The 22,303-nt window shown below is 40.3% G+C and carries 21 protein-coding genes and 1 riboswitch; of the genes, 9 read left to right on the top strand and 12 right to left on the bottom strand.

Annotation, left to right across the window (positions count from 1 at the left end; translation table 11 throughout):
* Nucleotides 1-162: 162 nt before the first annotated feature.
* From Q0757_RS16285 to nhaC, 5 genes are all read right to left on the bottom strand, one after another.
* Complete coding sequence (locus Q0757_RS16285; protein ID WP_298789175.1) at nt 163-546, bottom strand: hypothetical protein; 384 nt, start codon at nt 544-546, stop codon at nt 163-165.
* A gap of 111 nt (nt 547-657) precedes the next feature.
* Entirely contained in the window at nt 658-1,296 is a 639-nt protein-coding gene (locus tag Q0757_RS16280; RefSeq protein WP_298789174.1) for an HD domain-containing protein, read from the bottom strand.
* A gap of 223 nt (nt 1,297-1,519) precedes the next feature.
* On the bottom strand, nt 1,520-2,530 hold the full coding sequence (gene bioB, locus Q0757_RS16275) for a biotin synthase BioB (protein WP_298789173.1): 1,011 nt from the start codon (nt 2,528-2,530) through the stop codon (nt 1,520-1,522).
* A gap of 3 nt (nt 2,531-2,533) precedes the next feature.
* Nucleotides 2,534-3,130: a biotin transporter BioY gene (locus Q0757_RS16270; protein WP_298789172.1), complete on the bottom strand. Its 597-nt coding sequence runs from the start codon at nt 3,128-3,130 to the stop codon at nt 2,534-2,536.
* Nucleotides 3,131-3,474: 344 nt separating this feature from the next.
* The gene (gene nhaC, locus Q0757_RS16265) at nt 3,475-4,923 is read right to left on the bottom strand and encodes a Na+/H+ antiporter NhaC (protein ID WP_298789171.1); all 1,449 of its coding nucleotides are present in this window, start codon (nt 4,921-4,923) and stop codon (nt 3,475-3,477) included.
* 188 nt (nt 4,924-5,111) lie between these two features.
* Here nhaC and Q0757_RS16260 point away from each other — a divergent pair, with 188 nt between their 5' ends.
* From Q0757_RS16260 to Q0757_RS16250, 3 genes are all read left to right on the top strand, one after another.
* Nucleotides 5,112-6,845, top strand: a complete 1,734-nt coding sequence (locus tag Q0757_RS16260; RefSeq protein ID WP_298789170.1) for a sigma-54-dependent Fis family transcriptional regulator — start codon at nt 5,112-5,114, stop codon at nt 6,843-6,845.
* Between the two features lie 73 nt (nt 6,846-6,918).
* On the top strand, nt 6,919-7,800 hold the full coding sequence (locus Q0757_RS16255) for a dihydrodipicolinate synthase family protein (RefSeq protein WP_298789169.1): 882 nt from the start codon (nt 6,919-6,921) through the stop codon (nt 7,798-7,800).
* Nucleotides 7,801-7,815: 15 nt separating this feature from the next.
* Nucleotides 7,816-9,246: an aldehyde dehydrogenase family protein gene (locus Q0757_RS16250; protein WP_298789168.1), complete on the top strand. Its 1,431-nt coding sequence runs from the start codon at nt 7,816-7,818 to the stop codon at nt 9,244-9,246.
* A 91-nt stretch (nt 9,247-9,337) separates the two neighbouring features.
* On the opposite strand, the gene Q0757_RS16245 is transcribed toward Q0757_RS16250, so the two are convergent.
* From Q0757_RS16245 to Q0757_RS16235, 3 genes are read right to left on the bottom strand one after another with little or no spacing between them, the layout of a single operon-like run.
* On the bottom strand, nt 9,338-10,603 hold the full coding sequence (locus Q0757_RS16245) for an NAD(P)/FAD-dependent oxidoreductase (protein ID WP_298789167.1): 1,266 nt from the start codon (nt 10,601-10,603) through the stop codon (nt 9,338-9,340).
* Nucleotides 10,603-10,935 carry a (2Fe-2S)-binding protein gene (locus Q0757_RS16240; RefSeq protein WP_298789166.1) on the bottom strand — a complete coding sequence of 111 codons (333 nt, stop codon included), beginning with the start codon at nt 10,933-10,935 and terminating at the stop codon, nt 10,603-10,605. Before Q0757_RS16240 ends, Q0757_RS16245 begins: the two co-directional genes overlap by 1 nt.
* Nucleotides 10,928-11,212 carry a (2Fe-2S)-binding protein gene (locus Q0757_RS16235; protein WP_298789165.1) on the bottom strand — a complete coding sequence of 95 codons (285 nt, stop codon included), beginning with the start codon at nt 11,210-11,212 and terminating at the stop codon, nt 10,928-10,930. The genes Q0757_RS16240 and Q0757_RS16235 overlap by 8 nt, the downstream gene beginning before the upstream one ends.
* 113 nt (nt 11,213-11,325) lie before the next feature.
* Here Q0757_RS16235 and Q0757_RS16230 point away from each other — a divergent pair, with 113 nt between their 5' ends.
* Both Q0757_RS16230 and Q0757_RS16225 read left to right on the top strand, forming a co-directional pair.
* Complete coding sequence (locus tag Q0757_RS16230; protein ID WP_298789164.1) at nt 11,326-12,507, top strand: FAD-binding oxidoreductase; 1,182 nt, start codon at nt 11,326-11,328, stop codon at nt 12,505-12,507.
* Nucleotides 12,504-13,544 carry a proline racemase family protein gene (locus Q0757_RS16225; RefSeq protein ID WP_298789163.1) on the top strand — a complete coding sequence of 347 codons (1,041 nt, stop codon included), beginning with the start codon at nt 12,504-12,506 and terminating at the stop codon, nt 13,542-13,544. The genes Q0757_RS16230 and Q0757_RS16225 overlap by 4 nt, the downstream gene beginning before the upstream one ends.
* 157 nt (nt 13,545-13,701) lie before the next feature.
* Here Q0757_RS16225 and Q0757_RS16220 read toward each other — a convergent pair whose 3' ends face one another.
* The 3 genes from Q0757_RS16220 to Q0757_RS16210 all read right to left on the bottom strand — a co-directional run bounded on the left by Q0757_RS16220 (nt 13,702) and on the right by Q0757_RS16210 (nt 16,680).
* Nucleotides 13,702-14,790: a PTS sugar transporter subunit IIC gene (locus Q0757_RS16220; RefSeq protein WP_298789162.1), complete on the bottom strand. Its 1,089-nt coding sequence runs from the start codon at nt 14,788-14,790 to the stop codon at nt 13,702-13,704.
* Between the two features lie 511 nt (nt 14,791-15,301).
* Nucleotides 15,302-16,186, bottom strand: a complete 885-nt coding sequence (sdaAA, locus tag Q0757_RS16215; RefSeq protein WP_298789161.1) for an L-serine ammonia-lyase, iron-sulfur-dependent, subunit alpha — start codon at nt 16,184-16,186, stop codon at nt 15,302-15,304.
* On the bottom strand, nt 16,183-16,680 hold the full coding sequence (locus Q0757_RS16210) for a serine dehydratase beta chain (protein WP_094908990.1): 498 nt from the start codon (nt 16,678-16,680) through the stop codon (nt 16,183-16,185). The genes sdaAA and Q0757_RS16210 overlap by 4 nt, the downstream gene beginning before the upstream one ends.
* A 155-nt stretch (nt 16,681-16,835) precedes the next feature.
* Nucleotides 16,836-16,943, bottom strand: a riboswitch (glycine riboswitch).
* A 272-nt stretch (nt 16,944-17,215) separates the two neighbouring features.
* Between Q0757_RS16210 and Q0757_RS16205 the strand changes: the two genes are divergently transcribed.
* From Q0757_RS16205 to Q0757_RS17050, 3 genes are all read left to right on the top strand, one after another.
* Nucleotides 17,216-18,589 (top strand): sodium:alanine symporter family protein, encoded by a 1,374-nt coding sequence (locus Q0757_RS16205; RefSeq protein ID WP_298789160.1) that lies wholly within the window; start codon nt 17,216-17,218, stop codon nt 18,587-18,589.
* Between the two features lie 140 nt (nt 18,590-18,729).
* Nucleotides 18,730-19,866, top strand: a complete 1,137-nt coding sequence (gene ald / locus Q0757_RS16200) for an alanine dehydrogenase (RefSeq protein ID WP_298789159.1) — start codon at nt 18,730-18,732, stop codon at nt 19,864-19,866.
* Between the two features lie 268 nt (nt 19,867-20,134).
* Nucleotides 20,135-20,215 carry a hypothetical protein gene (locus Q0757_RS17050; RefSeq protein ID WP_366139549.1) on the top strand — a complete coding sequence of 27 codons (81 nt, stop codon included), beginning with the start codon at nt 20,135-20,137 and terminating at the stop codon, nt 20,213-20,215.
* A gap of 115 nt (nt 20,216-20,330) precedes the next feature.
* Here the strand turns inward: Q0757_RS17050 and Q0757_RS16190 are convergent, their stop codons facing one another.
* On the bottom strand, nt 20,331-20,612 hold the full coding sequence (locus tag Q0757_RS16190; RefSeq protein ID WP_298789158.1) for a DUF3892 domain-containing protein: 282 nt from the start codon (nt 20,610-20,612) through the stop codon (nt 20,331-20,333).
* 836 nt (nt 20,613-21,448) lie between these two features.
* Between Q0757_RS16190 and Q0757_RS16185 the strand changes: the two genes are divergently transcribed.
* Nucleotides 21,449-22,300, top strand: coding sequence for a polysaccharide deacetylase (locus tag Q0757_RS16185; protein WP_298789157.1), 852 nt, complete (start codon nt 21,449-21,451; stop codon nt 22,298-22,300).
* The last annotated feature ends 3 nt before the right edge of the window (nt 22,301-22,303 follow it).

Here is a 22,303-nt window from a genome sequence, read left to right as displayed (position 1 = left end):
AAGATATGTTTCAACGGCAGGGTTAACTTCAAGGCTGGAAGAGGACAGCCGTTTACACAAAATTATTGACGGTCCCGGAAGAGGCCCTAGAGACGTCACTCTTCCCTTTATAATCATTTATTTATATTACCGCAAAGTCTCTACCAATCTTTAAACATTATTCTATTCCTTTCTCATTACAAAATCTAATGAAGCTTCGTTATAATCACCTTTACGTTCGAGTTTCGTCAAAAGATCATCACGAACCCCTTCAGCAACGTCTGTTTCAAGGTATTCATCACCGTCAAAGAAAACCTGTGTAATCAATATTTCATGGCCATCGGCAATGAACATGATATGAAGATGGGCAGGCCGCATAGAATGTTGTTCTGCATAGGCCAGAATTTCTCCTGTAGGGCCATCCGCCAGAATGAAATATGGAATCGGCGTTATAGTTTTCACTTCAAATTCGCCATTTTCATCCATATAAAAGTGCCCACGCAAATTGTAATCTGGAGCATCAGAATTAAAGTTAGAATACTTTCCTGAAGCATCATCGTGCCACATTTCTACTTTGTTAAATGTTTATAGAGCACAGCTCTTAAAACAACTAAGCATAAAATCAAAACCCTCAGTTTAATGTTAAAACTAAGGGCTGAAAATAATAGATGGGAAGGTCTAGCTATCCCATTTTGAACGTAATATACATGAACAGAAATTATTCTGAGGATATTCTGGTTCGAAATATTTGATAACGTCCGATTTTATATTTCCAAAAGTTGTTTCAGGCTTATGCTTAAACCCATCGTAAAAAGCTTTTATAACATCATGCTTAAAATCTCCTCTAGGAAATTTATTGACTATTGCTTTTCTTATATCATTAGCATATTGTTCCCAATTATCTCCCATGACATCCATACCTACGCCATGGTACAACAATGCCACGTTATCTTCTTTATGTTCGGCTACTCCTAACGTTGTGTGTAAAGCAATAGCATCCCAAGCTAGTTGTAAATCATGCTCATGATAATTATATGTTTCTAAAAATTGTCTTACAGTATTAGCGCCATCTACTTCAAACCTTAAGTCACTACTACTGTACTGTTCTGTTAAACCTAAATCATGAAACAAAGCCGTAATATAAAGCAATTCCTTATCGTAATTCAAATTATCTTGCATACCTTTTATTTCTCCAAATAAATAAACTCTATTTGAATGGTTCCAAATTAACTCATTACCATATTCTTTTACGATGCCTTGTGCGTCTTGAATAATTTTACTATTTGGCACTTTAATTTCGTCCAAATTACTAATCATTAGAAAGACTCCTTATAAAAATATAATATAAATATTTTCCCCATTAAAAGTTTTTGCTAAACCTTAAATAGTTAAAGCGTTCTTCCGTTTAAAAAGGTACAATGGCTTCGATCTTGGTATTCGCGTTTTTTAACAAGGCAAGCTTTGGCTATTTACTTTCAGCTGGCAGCAAGAACAGGGAGAAGCTCTTTTGCGGCCACGGAGCAGGAAACTATCTATGTGCTTATGAAGAGTACATCTCAGCACTTTGGGTAAACGCGTTTTCTTCGATTCTAAACCCGGCGTCCTCAATCATTTGAAGATCTTTTTTCCACGCCTGTCCCGGCGTTGTTAAATAATCGCCCAGAAAAATCGAATTCACCGCATACAAAGCAAGCGGCTGCATGCTCTTTAAATTTTCTTCGCGTCCGCCGGCTGCCCGGATTTCTTTTGAGGGAAGAATCATTCGGGCAAGCGCTAAAATGCGGAGGCACTCCTCTGGCCGCAGGCCCGGCTGGTGTTCAAAAGCTGTACCCTCAATCGCATGAAGAAAATTCACTGGCACGGAATCAGCACCGATCTCTTTTAAGGCATACAATACATCGATAATATCCTCGTGGCTTTCCCCCATGCCGGCGATTAATCCCGAACAGGGGGAGATGCCTGCCCGGATAGCCTCATTCACTGTTCCCGTCCGGTCTTCATATGTATGAGTGGTAACAATATTTTCGTGAAAACGTTCCGAAGAGTTGACGTTATGGTTGTAACGGTCTACACCAGCTGCTTTCAGCCGCTTGCCCTGACCCTCCTTTAAAATTCCCAGGCAGGCGCATACTTTTAACTGGCTCGTGGCTTTAATTTCTTCGACTGCTTCTTCCACGATCCGAAGCTCTTTTTCTGAGGGACCGCGACCGCTTGCCACAATACAGTAGGTCCCGGCTCCACGCTTTTCCGCCTCCCGGGCTCCCTGGACGATTTCTTTGGAAGGCATCATACGGTATTTGGAAATTACCGCTTTGGAATCAATGGACTGAGCACAGTAACCACAGTTTTCCGAGCAGAGACCGGACTTTGTATTGATGATCATATTTAATTTTACCTGGTTCTGATAGTAATGCGATCGGAGCAGATAGGCCGCTTCCAGCTGCTCAAGCAGCCGTTCCCCAGGTTCCTTTAGAAAGGCAGCTGCTTCCTCCCTTGTTAAATGTTTTCCTTGTTGTATTTCTCTGGCCCGTTCAATCCAGAATGTGCCCATGGGTTATGCAGCTCCTTTTGATGAGTTTGTTCCTCGTTCTGTTTTTCGTAAAATACGCAGAAGGCGGCGCGCCAGCCAGGCTGCTCCCACAGCTAATAGAATATCCTTCGGCATCGGTGCAAGCATCCACAGCCAGGCCGTGGTGTACGAAAATCCGCCCGGAGCGGCAAACCACCATTCGTAGGCCATATACATCCAATTCGTCCCAACGAGGTAATTCAGCGCTGTGCCTATAAGTGCGGCTGCACTAAAGGCCGTGAGTGAACGTTTTTGTTCGGATAAAACACCAACTACGTAAGCTACAAGAATATAAGAAAGTAAAAAGCCAAATGTCGGTGAAATGACCGCATCAAGTCCTCCCGACCAACGGGCAAATACCGGCATCCCGGCGAGGCCGATCAGCAGGTACAAAACCATAGCAATCGGAGCATATTTTTTGCCGAGCAGCAGGCCGGCTAAAATACATACCGCTGTTTGAAGCGTAATCGGCACCCCGCCAATCACAAAAATCGGAGCGATGGACGTGATATTTGCTCCAATCATCATTAAAGCCGCAAACAAGGCGGCTAAGACAAAGCCGTGTAGTCGTGACTGAATCATGAACTCCCTCCTTTTGTAGTACGTTAACAAGGATGTTTCTTTCACAATAAAATCATTTGCCCATTAGTATATAGGGACAAAATCATATTGTAAACCAAATAATTAAAATGGTTAACAAAATTACGTTCTCTAAGTTAACCACGTCGTTAAATTATGTTTTCTAGTTAGCGTTGGGTTTGGAAAAAGTCTAGGTACCAGTAGGGAAGAAATTTTTATAGGAGAAGTATATTTTTGAAAAATGTCATTACTTTTAGTTAGCAGAAGCTAAAATCACTGAATTCTATTAATAAAAAGAAAAAACGGACTAAAGAAATTAATTCTCAGTCCGTGTTACTTTATTGTTTTTAAGCTTTCTTTTTCCCAGAAGCAGAAATAGAGGATTTCTCAGATGGTTGTTCTATTTCTGGTGAGGTAGCATCTGTATACCATATAAATTTGCCTGTGAAGCCATATACTAAACTAATTATGATTACTAGAAAGTGATACCATAAGAATGGTAAATATGCTAAAGTAGCTACTCCTAATGTAGCCGCCATAAATACACCACCATCAGACCAGGGAACCATCGGAGTCGTAATAGTACCTCCAGCCTCAGTATTTCTTGATAAAACACGCTTCTCAATACCTAACTTTTCATAGTTTTTTTCTGTTATTTTACTACCTGTGATAACAGAAACGTAAGCTGCGCCTCCGAAGAAATTGCCAAAAAAAGCGGATAGCATAGTAGATGTGGTTAATTTCCCGGAATTTGTTGCCCATTTCGCTAGTGTGTTTCCGATGGTCCTTAATACTCCAATGGATTCCATCAGTCCCCCTAAACCAAGTGCAAGTAGGATTAATAAAATCACTTCCAGCATTGATACAATACCACCGCTATTTAGTAGGTTATCAATAAAAGGTACCCCAGAATTTGTACTATATCCTTCATAAACAGTATTAATTGAATCTAAAAATGCCATGTTTTGGAACCAATATCCCCACAAAACGCCTAATAGTGAGCCAAAAATGATTGTTGGTATTGCTGGTTGCTTTAAGGCAAGTAAGCTAATAATGATTACAGGAGGAATTAACATGTACCAACTAATTTGGAATTGATCGTTCAACGCATTCATAGTTTGAGTAGCTTGAGTTAAGTCAGCAGAGTTAGTTACATAGAATAAACCGGTTAAAAGGAAGAGGAGCCCTGAAATAATAAACGCTGGTACACTCACATACAACATTGATTTGATATGAGTAATAATGTTTACTTTGGTTAAAGAAGCAGTCATCACCGTAGTATCAGATAAAGGTGAAAGTTTATCCCCGACATAAGCGCCAGATATAGCTGCCCCTGCAACAAGCGGAAGAGGAATATCAAATCCTTGACCAATACCAATCATAGCAATCCCTGCTGTTCCTATCGTGCCAAATGATGTGCCAGTAGCTAAAGAAGTCACAGCACAGATAATCATTGCTGCAAGTAAAAAAATCGAAGGGTTCATAACAGAAAGACCATAGTAGATAATGCTTGGCACAATACCACTTGCAATCCAACTCCCGATTAATGCCCCAACTGAAATAAGAATTAAAACTGCTTCCATTCCATCTGATATTCCTTTAAGCAGTCCACTTTGCATGAATGAATATGATCTTCCAAGCCACAACCCTAGAGCCATTAACATGAACCAAGAAGTTAAAAGAGCTAACTGTATAGGTAATCCAAACCAATTCATGAAACTAAACATGATTAATATAAATAGTACCATTACAAGTAAAACTTGTTTTACCGACGGATCTTTTATTTCCTTCCTCATAGTTACCCTCCTAATAAATTTATCTTGCTTGCTTTATTACTTGCAAATTACATGCCAATTGCAAAATGAAAAAATAGCGCTTTCATTTAAATGAATCTTTTTATTATTTCGAATATAAACGCACTTGACATGTCTATTATGTTAGAAAATAATTAAAATTATCTAAACAATTAGAAAGGAGAATACGAGTGAAGAATTTTAGCTTTAGCTTACATGAATTTATAGACCACAGTTATCAAATTTTCTCCTCTTTAAACGCTGTATTAGCAGAGAAACCAAGCAAGGGCACTTATTTTTATGAAGAAAACAATGAATTTTATTGCGTTTATATGAACAATTCAGAGTTACAAATCACGAAGAAAATTATTCAGGCCTTCTCAAAAAAAGTTCCGACTCTCCAGATTAACGCATCTATCGCAGCTTTGCTGGATACGGAAGACTTTGTTGTATTGCTCAATGAGCATCATAAACCCGAGGGGATTATAAGTACGAGCAATATTTCCTCCAAAATATATTCTAGATATACCTTTATAGAATCGTGCTTCGAAACTATGATAGAAACCATAGACAGCTCTGTATCCATGATTGATGAAAAAGAAAATACTTTTGTATGGACTTCAGGGGCAGAAGAGATCTTTTCCATTAAACAAAAAGATATACTAGGCGAGAAAATGACCGAATTTTTTGATACCTCAATGTTAAAATTATATGAATCTTTCCAATATGGAAAAAGTTATTATAGACATCAGCATCAACCTCGAGAAGATTTAGTGGTATTAATCAACACTAATCCAATTACTGTTGAAGGGAAAATAGTAGGGGCAATCGCAGCTGAAACAGATATTACAAATTACGTAAGATTGAATAAACAATTATCGAAAGCTAACAAAACGATAAATGACTTAGAAGAAAAGATTCAAAGTAGCACGAACCCTTTCTCTATGATAGAAGGTCATAGTGAAAAGATCGAAGCAACTAAAGAAAAAATAAGAAAAATGGAAAATGTACCTGCTACAGTACTTATACGCGGAGAAACCGGCGTAGGAAAGGAATTATTTGCGAAATCTCTTCATTATGTAAGAGAAAAGAATGGAGCTCCTTTTATTGCATTAAATTGCGGAGCCATAGCTTCTAGCTTATTTGAAAGTGAACTTTTCGGTTATGAAAAAGGCGCTTTTTCTGGAGCTTTGAATAAAGGCAAAGAAGGAAAAATCGATTTGGCTCGAGGAGGTACCTTGTTTTTAGATGAAATAGGAGAAATGCCTTTAGAAATGCAAGTTAAATTATTAAGAGTACTTCAAGAAAAATCATATTATGCAGTTGGAGGCACTAAGGAGAAGCAGGTTGATTGCCGGATTATTGCTGCGACAAATAAAGACCTAAAAGAAGAAGTTAACGAAAATCGTTTTCGCGAAGACTTATATTACCGATTAAACACTGTGACCTTAGATATCGCGCCTCTTAGAGAAAGAAAAAAAGATATCTTAGATTTGACTCACAATTTCATTTATGAATTTACAAAAAAGTATAATCGTATCCTCCATCATATTGAACCAAGTGCTATGAAACGATTGCTTGAATATACTTGGCCTGGGAATATTAGAGAATTAAAGAATGTTATTGAAAACGTAATTATATTTTTAGACAATGAAACTATAACTACTCACGATCTTCCAAAAGAAATACAATATTTAAAACTAGAAACAACTGAAATAGAACATTCTTTATTATCAACTTCAGAATTTAAAATCGATGACCAAAAAAGTTTGAACCAGCAAATGGCGGAGTTTGAAAAATACATTGTCCGACTATGCCTTGAAAAACATGCTGGGGCAATTAATAAAGCAGCTACTGATTTGAACATTTCAAGAGCAACCATGTACAACAAAATAAATAAGCACCAACTTTCAAACCTTTTTTGATGCCAAGTACAAACTTGGCATCATTTTTGCATATACATAGATTGTACTTATACATTTAAGGAGGGGAAATAACATGTCGATTTTTCAAGGCGTGCATGTTGCATTAGTTACACCATTTAAAGATAACCATGAGGTAGACTACAAGGAACTTCAAAACCATTGCGATTGGTTAATAGAAAACGGAATTGATGGACTTATCCCGGGAGGATCACTGGGAGAGTACGCTACTCTTACGGTGGAAGAAAGGCAAAAAGTAGTCGAGACCGTATTAGCAATTTCAAAAGATAGAGTACCAGTGATGGTAGGTACTGGAGCTCCTTCTACAAAACAAGCTGTGTTCTGGGCAGAACATGCCAAAGAAAATGGGGCCACGAGTTTAATGGCTCTTCCTCCAATAAACTATAATCCATTAAAAAACGAAATTCTGGCTCATTATGAGGCACTGTCAGGAGTCGGCCTGCCAATCGTAGCTTATAATAACCCACACGATTATCCTACGGACTTAACCCCAGAATTGTTACAAGAAATATCTCAGTTCGATAATGTCCTGGGCGTGAAAGAATTTTCCGGAGATATACGACGTGTTCAAGATATTCTAAGATTGACTAATTTAGAAGTCATGATTGGCGTCGATGATTTAGCATTTGAAGGAGCATTAATGGGGGCCACAGGGTGGATTTCGGGCGTACCAAACGCTCTTCCTAAAGAAGGAAAACAATTATTCAATTATGGGAAGGAGAAGGAAATCGAAAAAGGCACTGAACTATATCAAAAACTTTTACCATTATTTCATTACGATGCGAACCCTCAATTAGTACAATCAATTAAGTACATGATGGAGCTCGCGGGACGCCCATGTGGCCCTACTCGTCCTCCACGTTTGTCCTTAAATGAAACGTATTATCAAGATATTAAAAAAGATTTCGAAACAGCTAAAAGTTTTATATTAAATTAGAAAGGCGGTTTAAGCATGTTACAAGGCCATAGCGTCGTAAACGATCAAATTAAAAAAGACGGGGAAACTATTCAAATCACAAACCCATCCAATATTGAAGAACTCGTAGGGGAAGTTACTTTAAGCGATCAAAAAGTCGTAAATCAAGCGGCAGAGGCAGCCAAACAAGCTCAAAAAGAATGGGTATCGAAAACCGGCGCTGAAAAAAGCGCTGTGTTGTATAAGGCAGCACAACTCATAAATCAATATGCTGATGAACTCGCTACGCTCGCTACTAAAGAAATGGGCAAACCTATCAAAGAAATGAAAGGAGAAGTTCAACGAGCCATACAGCTTTTTCGTTATTATGCAGCAGAAGGCGTACGTCCAGATGGAGACACGATACCAGCTAGTGCTCCAGGCGTTCATCAGTATGCTAAAAGGGTACCACTTGGTGTAGTAGCAATCATTACTCCTTGGAACTTCCCGGTAGCTATCCCCGTTTGGAAAATTGCTCCTGCTCTTGTCTGTGGAAATGCAGTGGTATGGAAGCCAGCGGAAAACGCTTATTTAACCGCAAGTAAAATGACAGAAATCTTAAATGAAGCTGGTTTTCCATCAGGATTGATCAATCTCGTTTTAGGAAGAGGTAGAGAAATAGGAAATTATATAGTAGAACAGGCGAACATCAACGCTGTTAGTTTTACAGGATCTACAAAGGTTGGTAAAGCCATCGGGCAAACATGCGCTCAGCGCAATATTAAATTTCAAACAGAAATGGGAGGGAAGAACCCAGCAATTGTCATGGCTGATGCTGATCTTTCCCAAGCAGCTCATGCTGTATTGAGTGGAGCATTTCGCTCGGCGGGACAAAAATGCACAGCTACAAGTCTGGTGATTGTTGAAGATGCTGCTTATGAATCATTTAAACAAGAGCTGGCGACAGCGATGAAAGACGTCCAGGTTACGCCAGCAGATCAAGAACATTGTTATCTTGGGCCTGTAGTTTCAAAGGCTCAATACGATAAAGTCAGTCGTTATATAGCCCAAAGCACGGAAGACGGAACGGTCGTCTCCCAAGGAGACATTCCTGATGCTAACGGATATTATGTTCGCCCTACGATTGTCGAAGGCTTAGATGAAACCCATCCAGCCTGGAATGAAGAAGTATTTGGTCCATTGATTGTGCTTCGTAAAGCTAAAGATATCAATGAAGCTATCGATGTTTGCAATAACACTGATTACGGTCTAAGCGCCTCTATCTTTACGCAAAATCTGAATCAATCCTTTTCTTTCTTAGATCGGCTAGAGGCCGGAATGGTTCGCGTAAATCTAGAGACCGCAGGGGTCGAATATCAAGCCCCATTTGGTGGTATGAAAGATTCAAGTTCGCATACACGAGAACAAGGTCAAGCGGCGCTTCAATTTTATTCAGAAACCAAAACATGCGCCATCAAATATCAATAAAACTTTAAGGTAAAAGTAGTTTTATACTAAGCAAAACGCCTCCGAAATTATTCTGGAGGCGTTTTTTTGCTTGATATAGGATTAACTGATTTCATTTAACCGAGATCTGTTCTTGTTTTTTGAAAGATGCTGCTTGTTCCACGTGCTCCTTCCAAAGCTTCTGCATTTCCTTTCTTCCAGATTGTATGTCTGGATGAAATTGAATAGGAGCTTCTGCTCTTATTTGTTTCTGAAGTCGAATACTATTTTCAATTCTTTCGTCTAAAGTTTTAGACTCTTTATCTAAAAATTTAGATATACTCTGTCCGGCAGTGGTACCTTGGACAATAGCTACTTTGGCAGACTCAATTCCAGTAATATTTCCAGCTACAAAGAGACCCTCTACTGTGGTCTCCATCTTTTCAGAGTGTAATGGCACATATCCTCCTAATGCAGGTATATTATAGAAGGAGCATCCAGCAATAGCTGCTAACTCCGCTAAAGGATATAAACCTCCAGAAATGCAGACAAAATCGAGCTCTTTTTGGTCGTAATTAGACTTGGCAATTTCCCCATCCGCGTGTATTTTATGAATCATAGCGCCTTCGACTTGCTCTCTCCCAAATATTTGCTGCACTGTTTTATTAAAATGAATAGGAATACCCCATACAGATATTCCTTTTGAAGGATAAAACTGTAATACTCGCCTTCTTAACCAGTCCGAGCCGATAAAATAACTGCCCATCCTTAAAAATATGGTGGGGGCAAGGCCAGCCATTCTCCCCATTTCATCCAAAGCATCATTGGGTGTACTATTCATAGCGTCGATATTCGGTTCATATGGACTTGTATAAATCCCTTCTACTTCCACACCGGCTAGTTGCAGTTCTCGGGCAATAGCCATGGTAAGAGCGTTAATACCTATAATGATGCCTTTATTACCTGGCTTTACACGATGCACATTGGTCATCACTTGAGCAGCTCCAATAGACATGACGCCTGGCAACGTCCATCCTGGCAGAGCAATTGGCGACTCGGCTGCACCCGTAGCTACCAACACACAAGAACTCTTGAATGCTTTTTTAGAAGTTTCAATTACCCAGTAATTATCGTCTTTATCGATATTGACCACAGAAGTTTCCATATAAAATTCTACTCCGGCCTCCACGGCTTTCTCATTTAATTTCTCTGACTCTTCGATTCCATTCCACCATTCATTTTTTGATTCTTCATGCAATTGGCCTAATAATCTTCCTCCCTTTTTCATAAATTCGTCGATCACAATAGTATGATGACCATAAGTAGCGCATTCAATAGCTGCAGCGAGCCCGGCTGGCCCAGAACCAATAATTGCAACATCTACTTGGCGTGTCTCCATTATATCCCTCCATCGTTCTCAAATGGTTTTGGCAAACTACCCTGCGTTTCTACTTGCATATGTGGCTTAACCATCGTCAAGCAAGCACGTGTGTTATTTTTTTGATCTACTTTCATACGACATTCAAAACAATGACCAATATTGCAATAGATTCCCCTTGGCTCATCCGTAGCTTCCTGCACTCGTAATTTTCGGATACCATTTGCTAGCAATGCTGCTGCTACCGTTTCTCCTTCTCTAGCCTCTAATTGTTTTCCATTAAAAATAAATGGAATGAGGCTGCCCTTTTCTATATTTTCTAATACGGGATGTTCGTAAATGCGTTCATTCATTATATTCACCTCTTTCAAAATCAAAACCAATAGGTCTTACTGGAGGCTGATACTTAAGGGGGACTTCTTCACTAGAAGCAAAAGCTGAAGCTTTTCCTACGTTTTTACTGATAGCTTCAACCATCGGTCTGCAAGTTCGTCCTCCGCATATTCCCATTCCTGCCCTCGTTCGTAGTTTCAATTCTCTTGAAGAGCAACCATATGTTTGAGCTGTCTCTTTTAATGTTTGATAACTTACTTCTTCACACCTACAGACAGTAAAGTTGTTTTCGCTCATATTACTTCCTCCTTTTCTTTAATACATGCAAATTTTAAGCCAACTTTTTATTTTATAAACTCTTTGGCATAAAAATTGCATTACTTATGAATAAGGAAAGGGAGGCGAGAAGCATGAAGCAGAAATGTGATGTATTAATTATCGGTGGAGGTATCGTAGGTGCTTCTATAGCTTATTATGTTTCAAAAACAGGACTGGATGTACAAGTAGTAGAAAAAAAAGAGATCGCCGCAGGCACTTCTTCCAAATGTGATGGCAATATACTCGCTATTGATAAGGATCCAGGTTTTGATAGCTTGATGTCTACGGAAAGCCAAAAACTAGTTTCAGATTTAAGCAAAACTTTACCTGAAAAATTTGAATACCGAAACCCAGGGAGTATTCTTGTCTGTGAAACCGAAGAAGAAATGAAAGCGGCCCAGCAATGGGTAGATCAACAAAAGCAACATAACCTTCCCTTTCGAATGTTAGATAAAGAGGACTTAAGAAACGAATCAAAATATTTTGCCGATGACCTGTTAGGAGGCCTTGAGTGCGCCAGCGATGCTACTGTGAACCCTTACCTTTTCACTTATGCTTTAATGAATGGAGCAACATCGCAGGGAGCTTTCCTTAGTACTCATACTACAGTTACTTCCATAAAAAAAGTGAACGACGCTTATCAAGTGGAAACAGATAAAGGAACTATAAAAACTAAAAGAATTGTGAATGCTGCTGGTATTTGGGCCCCTCATATTACTCACTTGTTGGACGAAAATATCAATGTTCCTATTGAACCTCGCAAAGGGCACATCCTTGTAGCTTCTCGCGATCGGCCAATTGGAAATCGAAAAGTAATGGAATTTGGTTATTTGTTATCTAAATTTGGAGGTGAACGCCAAGTAGATTCAGAATTAAAAAAGTATGGGGTTGCTCTTGTTTTTGAACCAACAGAAAGTCAAAATTTCTTACTTGGGAGCAGTCGGGAATTCGCCTCCATGGATTCCTCTGTTAATTACCAGGTAGTCAAAGCAATAGCTAGACGTGCAACCAGATTTTATCCAATTTTAAAAGATATGCTTATGATCCGTAGTTACGCTGGCCATAGACCCTGGACGCCTGATCATTTGCCTATTGTCTCTGAAGTTTCAGGCTATTCTGGTTTCTATGTTGCTGCTGGGCACGAGGGAGATGGTATCAGCTTAGCTGCCATAACTGGCAAATTGATACAAGAATTGATTCAAGGTGTTAAAAGCAGCGTACCACTTGAACCATTATCTATTGAAAGATTTCAAAAGGAGAGTGTTAAAGGATGAATTACACCAATGTTTTTCATACGATTGATAGTCATACAGCCGGAAATCCAACAAGAACCATCCTAAGTGGTGTGCCAGCCTTGAAAGGTGAAAGTATCGAAGAAAAAATGCTAGATATGAAAAAAAACCATGACTGGGTAAGGGAAGTTTTAATGTATGAACCGAGGGGCCATGAAGTGATGTCTGGAGCCATACTGCTTGAACCATGTAATCCTAAAGCAGATGTCGGAGTTATATATATTGAAACTGGCGGTTACCTTCCAATGTGTGGTCACGATACCATTGGATTTTGCACTGCACTAATAGAGACAGGGAGAATACCGGCAGTAGAACCTCAAACATCTTTAACATTAGAAACGCCTGCCGGACTCGTAGATGTGGACATTAAAGTAAAAAACGGAGAAGCTCAAGAAGTGAAATTTAAAAATGTTCCTGCATTTCATTTTGACACCATTAAAGTACAAACTCCTTATGCAAATGCTCCTATTCTTTGCGATATCGCCTACGGCGGAAACTTTTACGCCATTATTCGCGCCGAAGATGTTGGATTAAAACTTATACCCGAAAGTAGTATGGAAATTCTTGAAAAAGCTAAGCAAATTCGTACATTAATAAATCAAGAACATAACATTAGTCATCCCACAAAGCCTTATATTAATGAACTAACGCATATCGAATTTTACGAACCAGCTCACAGCAAGGAAGCAGATATTCGAAATACCGTGGTTATTCCACCCTTGGGTATAGATCGTTCTCCATGTGGGACAGGCACTTCTGCCAAATTGGCTACACTATATAAAAAAGGGGGAATTCAGCTGCTAGAGCCCTTTACGCACGAAAGTATTGTTGGAGGTACGTTCGTTGGCGAAGTAATAAATGAAACGACTGTGGGTGCTCAAGTAGGAGTTGAAACAACGATTGCCGGTACTGCATGGGTGACTGGTATGCATCAGTTTTTTATCAATCCTAATGATCCTTTTCGTCGAGGGTTTCTTTTAAATCAAATAGAGGATATTTCCGTACAACATTCGACTTGATTCACTAAAAAATATAAACCAATTCTATAAAATTTTTGTAGCCCAAATTGTTTAATTCGAACAAAACATTTGATATATATATATATAAAACACCCGAATCGTAAAGACTTTTATATGTCTACGATTCGGGTTATATTTTTTCTAATTAATTTTTAATTTACAGAGATGATTTTTCAGTTTGTATGTTTTCACCCGTGACTTTTATTTTCATGTCAGGTTGCTTGTTTACCTCAGAATTTCTTAATTCATTGGCAGTCATGATTGGATAATTTTTAAAAACAAAGGCTCCTGCGTAACCAACACTTAAACTTAAAATCGCACATATACTGGCTACTAAAATAACCTGTCCGGCGGGATTATAAGCAAACATGACGGCTAACCCAGCAATGGGGGTAGCGGAACCCGAAGCTTCATTGGTCATGGCTAATAAAGAAATCACAACGCCACTTGCAGCGCCCCCGACAAAATTTGTGATATACATAGGAATTGGATTGGCAGATATAAGATCTGCTTGAGTCAGTGGTTCAATCGCGACAGATAAATTATCTTTTTTGTCTCCAAACTTCATTTTCTTGAAAAAGATAAAATTCATGAAAGAAGACCCAAACACGGCCAAGGCTCCTATTGCCATAGGAGTACCTGTTAACCCCAAAACTGCTGTTAGCGCCATGGAGCTTAAGGGTGCTGTAGCTACGACAGTGATAACACCGCCCAAAATGATGCCCATAACAATGGGGCTGGATTGTGAGGTAGACACCAGTATATCACCAATATTTAAAAGGGTGGCATCAACTACCGGGCTAACACTTACCCCGATTAATCTACTAAGAGGGGCTGCTAGAATAATAATCACAATTAAATCTAACCCATTCGGAACCTTTTTTTCTAAGTATTTTACTACGAAGGCTACCAAATACCCTGCTAAAAAACCAGGAAGAATACCTAGGTCTGCACAGGCAATACCCACTAACACAGCATAAACCGGTGATACTCCAAGTGCTAAAGGAACAAGAGTAGCAGCTGCCACCCCTCCTAAACTCCCATTCGCTTCACCGACTGCTTTAAGAAAAGGGATATTCAACACATCTCCAAAGAAAAAAGCATGAAAAGCTTCAACCAAGAAACTTGCACAGGCTGCAGCAGCCAGTGCCCCCATCGCTTTACTCCCCTGAGGAGCTTTGTAATTGAACAAAGTAAAAAAAGCCAACACCAAGAACAATAATAGGACCCCAAACATCAACTCCATACATTCGCCTCCCAATGATTGATGACAAACGCAAAAGTAAGCGTTATCATTTTTTGATTGCAAAAATTATTTAACTTTTATTTCACAGGGTATTAAACTTAAATGTTTTCCACTTTTGTACCGAAACTTATTAAGAATGTTCATATAGTCATCTTTTTAACTCGTTAGTTATAGCATATTCTTTTAAGCATCAACGTAAATGTGAACAAAGCATGTAGGTATTTCTTTTATTAATACGTCGAGAAACATTTCCGAGTATTTCGCTGACCTTTATATTTTTGGTACTGCAGACGAATAAAAGATCAGCAAACGTTAAGATATTGAATATAAGGGAGGCCTCGTCTCGGTTTACTTCTCAGACGCTAACTATTTACATGACCTTTATAAGTCACTGACGCTCCCAAAGATTGGTCATCTAAAAAATTTTGATAAGATTTTTTGCTGAGGCGAGAGTTCTTAATGAATAGTTCAAACTTAAAAGACGCAGTGATTTATTCAAGAACAAGTATTCCTATAAGTTACATGGCCGTTGATAGACCCGTTGCGCTGCTTGCAAACCGGTCGGTGTTTGTGCAAGTCCTCCCTCAGCGGTTTCTTTTAAACTCCCTGGCATGTCTTTGCCAATGGTATGCATGGTATGAATGACTTCATCACAAGGGATCCGACTTTCAATGCCAGCTAGGGCCATATCCGCCGCTGAAAAGGCAATAGAGGTCCCGATCACATTACGCTTCACGCAGGGCACTTCCACTAACCCCCCGACAGGATCACAAACTAATCCCAGAAGGGATTTCATGGCCATCGCCACGGCATGTGTCACAGCTGCCGGAGCTCCGCCGCGCAATTCCGTTATGGTTCCCGCAGCCATTGCTGTAGCCGATCCTACTTCCGCCTGGCACCCACCGGCGGCTCCCGAGACAAAAGCATGGTTGGCAAACACATAACCAATGGCGCTCGCTGCAAACAGCCCCATCGTGAGTGCTTCATCATTAATATGATGATTTTCCTGCAGGGAAATCATGATGCCAGGAAGAATGCCCGCGGACCCCGCGGTCGGCGTCGCCACAATCACATTCATTTTTGCGTTGCTTTCAGAGGTGGCCATGGCTGCCTCCATCGCTTTGCTGATGGTGGGGCCGGATAGGGGATCGGTTGTCTGATTGTATTGATGCATCCGATAGGCGTCCCCGCCCGAAAGTTTGCTGGTCGTTTCCTCCAAGTCATTGATTCCTTGGGCCACAGCTTCTTTCATCACGCTCAGCCTTTCTTGCATCTGGGCGAATATTTTTTCCCGTTCACCCCCGGTCCGCTCTGTCTCCCGCTGGATCATCCATTCACCCAGTGAAATGCCTCGCTCCTGGCATGCCGCCACAATGTCTTTCATGGTTTCCGTCATACGTCCGAAACCTCCTTTTTGGTTTTTGCCACAATAGTATCAATATCCACGCCCGTGCCCAGGTTGATGCTCGCCTCCTGATGGTTAATGGCATAAATCATCGCGACGCCCCCGCCAATAGAGGCTCCTATGATGTGCAGGGTCCCCGCCCGGGAAGCGGCTTCCACCTGAACAGTATTCGGGTGATAGTCCGGAGGAGCATCGGGAACGAGCGTAAAATGGTAATCCAGATGACGATCCTTGGCTAATGCATAGGCGCTGCGAATATTAAGATCTCGTGACGATAACCCGAGCAAGCCGCCGATAATGGCTTTGTCCGATCCGTGGCCTTGGTACGTCGAGGCCAAAGAGCCGTAAAACGTAATGGTGACATGGTCCAAATCCCCTAGCCAAGTGTGCACAAATTTGCCAATAGAGACCACTCCAGCGGTGTGTGAACTCGAAGGGCCCACCATGATCGGGCCAATAATATCAAAACAGCTATCAAATTGCATAAATACCTCCTCAAATTATTTATTGTAAGCGTTTATAAAATAAAAAAAGACAGAGAAGTAGCGTTTACGCCACATCTCTGTCTGGGAGCCTGAAAGATTTCATCTTTTTACAAAGAATTCTCTTCTTCGGCAGGTAGATACCTTCTCCAGAGGTGCATCCTGTGTTAGTCCCGGAACCTGAGAGTTTTTCTTTTTAGGCTGTTTAAAAAGATTGCTCCTTCGGTGCTACAGCTACGCGCTGCAATCTCTCCCAACACATTCATTTGCTTAATTTAGATTTATCTATAATATACAGGAAAATTTATCCTTTCAAATAGATTAAGAGTACTAACCATGTCAATGTAAAGATATTTTTATTATAACTACATACTCGTTCGATTAAAAGGCCTATGTATGAAATCGCCTTCATTTTGATTATCTATCACAATGATAACGCTCACATTTTGTAAAAATTCACAAACTAATTTTGACTATCTTTTACTATACTTTGAATGAAACCGCTTCACAATGTCGAAAAGAAGGTAGGAGTTCATCTTTGCTAGATTTTATTCAATCAATTAACAACGTGCTTTGGGGCGTGCCAAGCCTGGTATTGCTCTTAGGTACAGGCGTTTTCCTAACAATTGTTTTAAAAGGAGTCCAATTTCATAAATTAATATATGCTTTTCGTTTAGCCTTTACCAAAGAAAAAGCTACGGAAAAAGAAGAACAGGAGGGAGATATTAGTAATTTTAAAACCCTTATGACCATGCTTACCGCCACCATAGGCAATGGAAATATTGCTGGAGTTGCTACCGCTTTAACGTTAGGCGGACCAGGCGCTATTTTCTGGATGTGGGTCGTTGGATTGCTTGGGATGGCTACGAAATATTCGGAGGCTTTATTAGCAGTTAAATTTCGTATCAAGAATAAATACGGGGAATATTCAGGCGGGCCGATGTATTACATCGAAAAAGGGTTGGGGAAAAAATGGATGCCTTTGGCTTTGGCTTTTGCTCTTTTCGGTGCTTTTGCTGCTTTAGGTATAGGAAATAGCGTTCAATCTAACACCATCGCTGACGTTATGGATCAAAGTTTCTTTGTGCCTAACTGGATTACCGGAGCTTTATTAGTCCTTTTAACTGCTCTGATTATCTTTGGCGGCATTCAACGAATTAGCAAAGTCGCCAGCTTTTTTGTGCCAATCATGTCTGTTTTATATATTTTCGGCGCAATGCTTATTATTATCATTCATTATGATCAAATTCTTCCTGCTTTCGGTTTGATTTTTCAGTATGCGTTTTCTCCTCTTTCAGCAGTGGGAGGTTTTACAGGTATTGCTGTGACGCAAGCGGTCCAAAGTGGTGTTGCCAGAGGGATTTTTTCCAATGAAGCGGGCCTGGGAACCGCTGCGCTTGTCGCAGGAAACGCTCGTACCGATTCACCGGTAAAACAAGCATTGGTAGCCATGACGGGGACCTTTATTGTCACCATTATTGTATGTAGTATGACAGCGATTGTGTTAATTGTAACTGGATTTTGGGATCCTACGGGTGGGCTGTATTCCGGTGTTTCGCATAATGCTTCATTGGACGGAGGCGCTCTAACTAGTGCAGCATTCGGGGAAACGCTTGGGGTTTTTGGCCAGTATATTGTGGCCTTTTCGGTCATATTTTTTGGGTTTTCCACCATTGTTGGATGGTATGTATATGGGGAAAAATGTTTTGAATACTTAACGAATTTTCGCCTATTAAATACGTATCGATTTATTTATCTTACCGCTACCTTTTTAGGCACGGTCGCTAATTTGGAACTCGTATGGGCATTTGCCGATATGGCCAATGCTTTAATGATGATTCCCAACTTACTTGCTTTACTGCTTTTGTATAAAATCATCCGTGAAGAAACGCAAAAGTTTTTCCTATATTAAGTTTTTAATAATATCCCTTTATAACAAACAAGTAAGATTTTTCATATGAAATGAAATTACAAAAAGAATAACTCTAATGAAATTGTGTTTTCGTAATGATGTCATAATCGTATATACATTCATATTTAGGAGGAAATAGTATGATTATAGGAGTACCCAAAGAGATCAAAAACCAAGAAAAAAGAGTAGCAATCACGCCAGCCGGAGTGCTGACATTGAAGAAAAATAACCATAAAGTTTTGATTGAGACCAAAGCGGGGCAGGGAAGCGGATTCGAGGACCAGGACTACGAACAAGCTGGGGCCACTATAATGCCACAGGCCAATCAAGTGTGGGCTCAATCTGATATGATCATGAAAGTCAAGGAACCCATTGAACAAGAATATCAATTTTTTCGTGAAAACCTTATTTTGTTTACGTATCTACATCTCGCTGCAGAACCCGCATTAGCAGAAGCTTTAACGGCTAATAAAGTTACAGCTATTGCCTATGAAACTGTACAAGAAAATGGGGCACTTCCTTTATTAACACCGATGAGTGAAGTAGCTGGACGAATGGCCGCCCAGGTAGGAGCCCAGTTCCTGGAAAGCATTTATGAAGGAAAAGGGGTGTTGTTGTCCGGCGTGCCCGGGGTGAAAAAAGCAAAAGTGACGGTCATTGGCGGTGGCGTAGTAGGCACAAATGCAGCCAGAATTGCTCATGGCTTAGGGGCCGACGTGACCATTGTCGATTTAAACCCTGCACGCCTTCGGGAAATTGACGAAACCTTCGGAGGCCAAATTCAAACCATCAGCAGTAATCCTTTAAACATTGCTCAAGAAGTTCAATCATCCGACTTAGTTATTGGAGCAGTGCTTATTCCCGGAGCTCGAGCGCCCAAGCTCGTCACCAAGGACATGATTAAAACCATGGACAAAGGATCCGTTATTATTGATGTGGCCATTGATCAGGGAGGCATCATTGAGACAGCAGAAAAAGTAACGACGCACGAAAACCCTACGTATAACATTGAGGGCGTCGTCCACTATGCCGTCGCGAATATGCCCGGCGCCGTCCCAAGAACTTCCACCATCGCTTTAACCAATGTAACCATTCCTTATGCGCTGCATATTGCAAATAAAGGCGTTTACCAAGCATTAAATGACCATCCAGCCCTTAGTAAAGGACTGAACACAGCGAATGGCCAAATCACCCATGACGCTGTGGCCAACGAATTAAATTATCCTTACTTCCATGTAGCCGACGTTTTGGAAAAAAATATTTCTTCTTTGAATTAATATAGGGAATGATTATAAACACTATCGAAGTCAAAAAATAATAAGTAACCTATTAAAAACTAGCTCAAAAAATCATTAACATGAACTAAAATAAGAACAAAGCAGGCCCCCAAGTATATTGACTGGGGGGTTTTTCTTATTTTAAAACAGCAGTTTGATTGCCTCACTCACAAACGCGCCACCATCGGGATTACAAAAACCATTGTCACTAAATACGCCTCGGAAGGTATTCGTGCCAATGCCGTAGCCTGAAGAAGTAGCGGAACTCGTGGAGTTCCTTTTGGGAGACAAATCGAATTATATTAACGGAGCAGTCGTTCCTGTTGACGGTGGTTTTACAGCGGTTTAACAATAACGAAAGAAAGGCAGCTTTTTTGAGCTACCGTTAAGAGAGGACTGATTCGTCCCGGGATCAGCCCCTGGTTTAAAGAGCAAGCAGTTGCGAACTGCTTGCTCTTTCACTTTTATTCGCGTGGCAATTTTAACAGATTATCGTTTTCGGTATCATTAGGAGAAGACCTTACATATTTTTGTTCCCCGTCCTTAGCTTTTATCAATTCAGGGTTGGGCTCAATATCAACGTAAATCTTGTCGTTCGGATTATCTCTTAAAAAATCGTAGAGATTTTCTTTTTTCTCCCACCCTTTTGGCGAGGTGTCTCCTTCAATATGAATCGAGTCAATTTCTTTTACGTCATCGGTATCTTTTTGTCCCACACGCATTCGGATAGCAGTAGCTTTTAGCATGGTTTTTCTCCTTTCAAGGATAAGAATCTGAGCGTTTCTGTATTTATTGTATGTTGTTATCAATAAAATTGTCCACTATGTGTAAGTGATTTCTCCACAAAAGGACTCTGTCTGCAGTACTAGCAGAAACGGAATAAACGTATTTCCTTTCGAGCATGAAGGAAGTTTATATTTATGGCTGAATATATGTTTCTAGCCATCTTTGACAACAGCGAAAACGAAAACAGAGCATTTACAATCACATTTCCTGATCTACCAGGTGGTATTAGCCAGGGAGAAGATATGTAAGAAGGTACATATATAACTCGAGACGTTCTCGAAAGATTTCTCTATAGTATGGAAGAAGATCAAGAAACCATTTCCACACCAAGTTCGCCAAAAGACATTACTCCTTCGAAGGATGCTTTTGTGGTTTTAGTGACGGCTTGGCCCCCGATAGAATAACGGAACCAAGCCGCTTAAGAGTTTTACTTATTTTCATTGTCTACTTGATGGGGGGGGGGGGGCAGTTCAGAGTGGGCTTTCTTTTTTTATCCTTGCCGCAAATCATAGAGATTTCCCTTTGTAATGTCACAAAAGTAATTAACTTCCGATAATTTACTTTATGTTAGCTTCTAACATAAGCAATCATAATTAAGATTTTCAAATCTATTCTTCTTGAAGAAAGCACGGGAACTATAAAAGGTAAATTGAATGATAAGTTCTTTTTATGATAAAATAAAAGCGCTTACAAAAAGTACAGGTATGGATGTAAGTGCTTAACGTTGCTGGTTTATGACTATGGTGAATTTTCGAAACATTTTGAATAAAATTCTGATATGAATGGAGGTACAATGATGCAAACGAGCGGAAAAATCAATTTACCTAAAGGGAAACGGGTAGCTGTCAATATTGGTGTTGATTTCGATGGTCCTTCCGTTTGGATGGGAATGTATAACCAAGAAAGCCCTGCCTATATGGCTCGAGGAGAATTTGGGGCAGAAGTAGCAGCACCGCGAGTATTAAAACTTCTAGATAAATATAATATCAAAACAAGTTGGTGCATCCCTGGTCACACCGTAGATACCTTTCCAGAAATAACGAAATCGGTAGTAGACCATGGGCACGAAATCGTTCATCATGGTTATGCACATGAAAACATTACTCCGCTAACGTATGAAGAAGAAGAAAAAATCATGACGATGGGACTCGAATCGTTAGCTAACCTTGGGGTTAAGCCAAGGGGATACAGATCCCCCGCATGGAATTACAGTCCAAACACCTTGAGCATCCTGGAGAAATATGGCTTTGAATACGACAGCAGTTTGATGGGGAACGACCTTTATCCTTATCGTCCTCGACCGGTGGAGGTTCATCACGACAAGGCTAATGTCTTCGGCCCGGATAGTCAATTGTTAGAAATACCTGTCTCCTGGCTATTGGACGACTTTCCTACCCAGGAATTTGCTCCGGGCATGGCGGACGGTCTGCAATCCGTTTCAGGGGTATATGACCGCTGGAAAGCCATTTTTGACTATGCATGTGATCACGAAGAAGGAGCATGCTTTGTGCTAACCACGCATCCCCAAACGATTGGCCGTGGGCATATGATTGTTGAATTAGAAAAGCTGATTCAATATATGGACTCGCGTGGCGCATGGTTTGCCACTCTAGCCGAGATTCATGATAATTTTGAGCAGGATAAATAATAT

The organism is uncultured Marinococcus sp., assembly GCF_947493875.1.
In the GTDB taxonomy this organism is placed as follows: domain Bacteria; phylum Bacillota; class Bacilli; order Bacillales; family Marinococcaceae; genus Marinococcus.
Note: the sequence above shows the minus strand (reverse complement) of the source record. Positions and strands in the feature narration are given on the sequence as shown.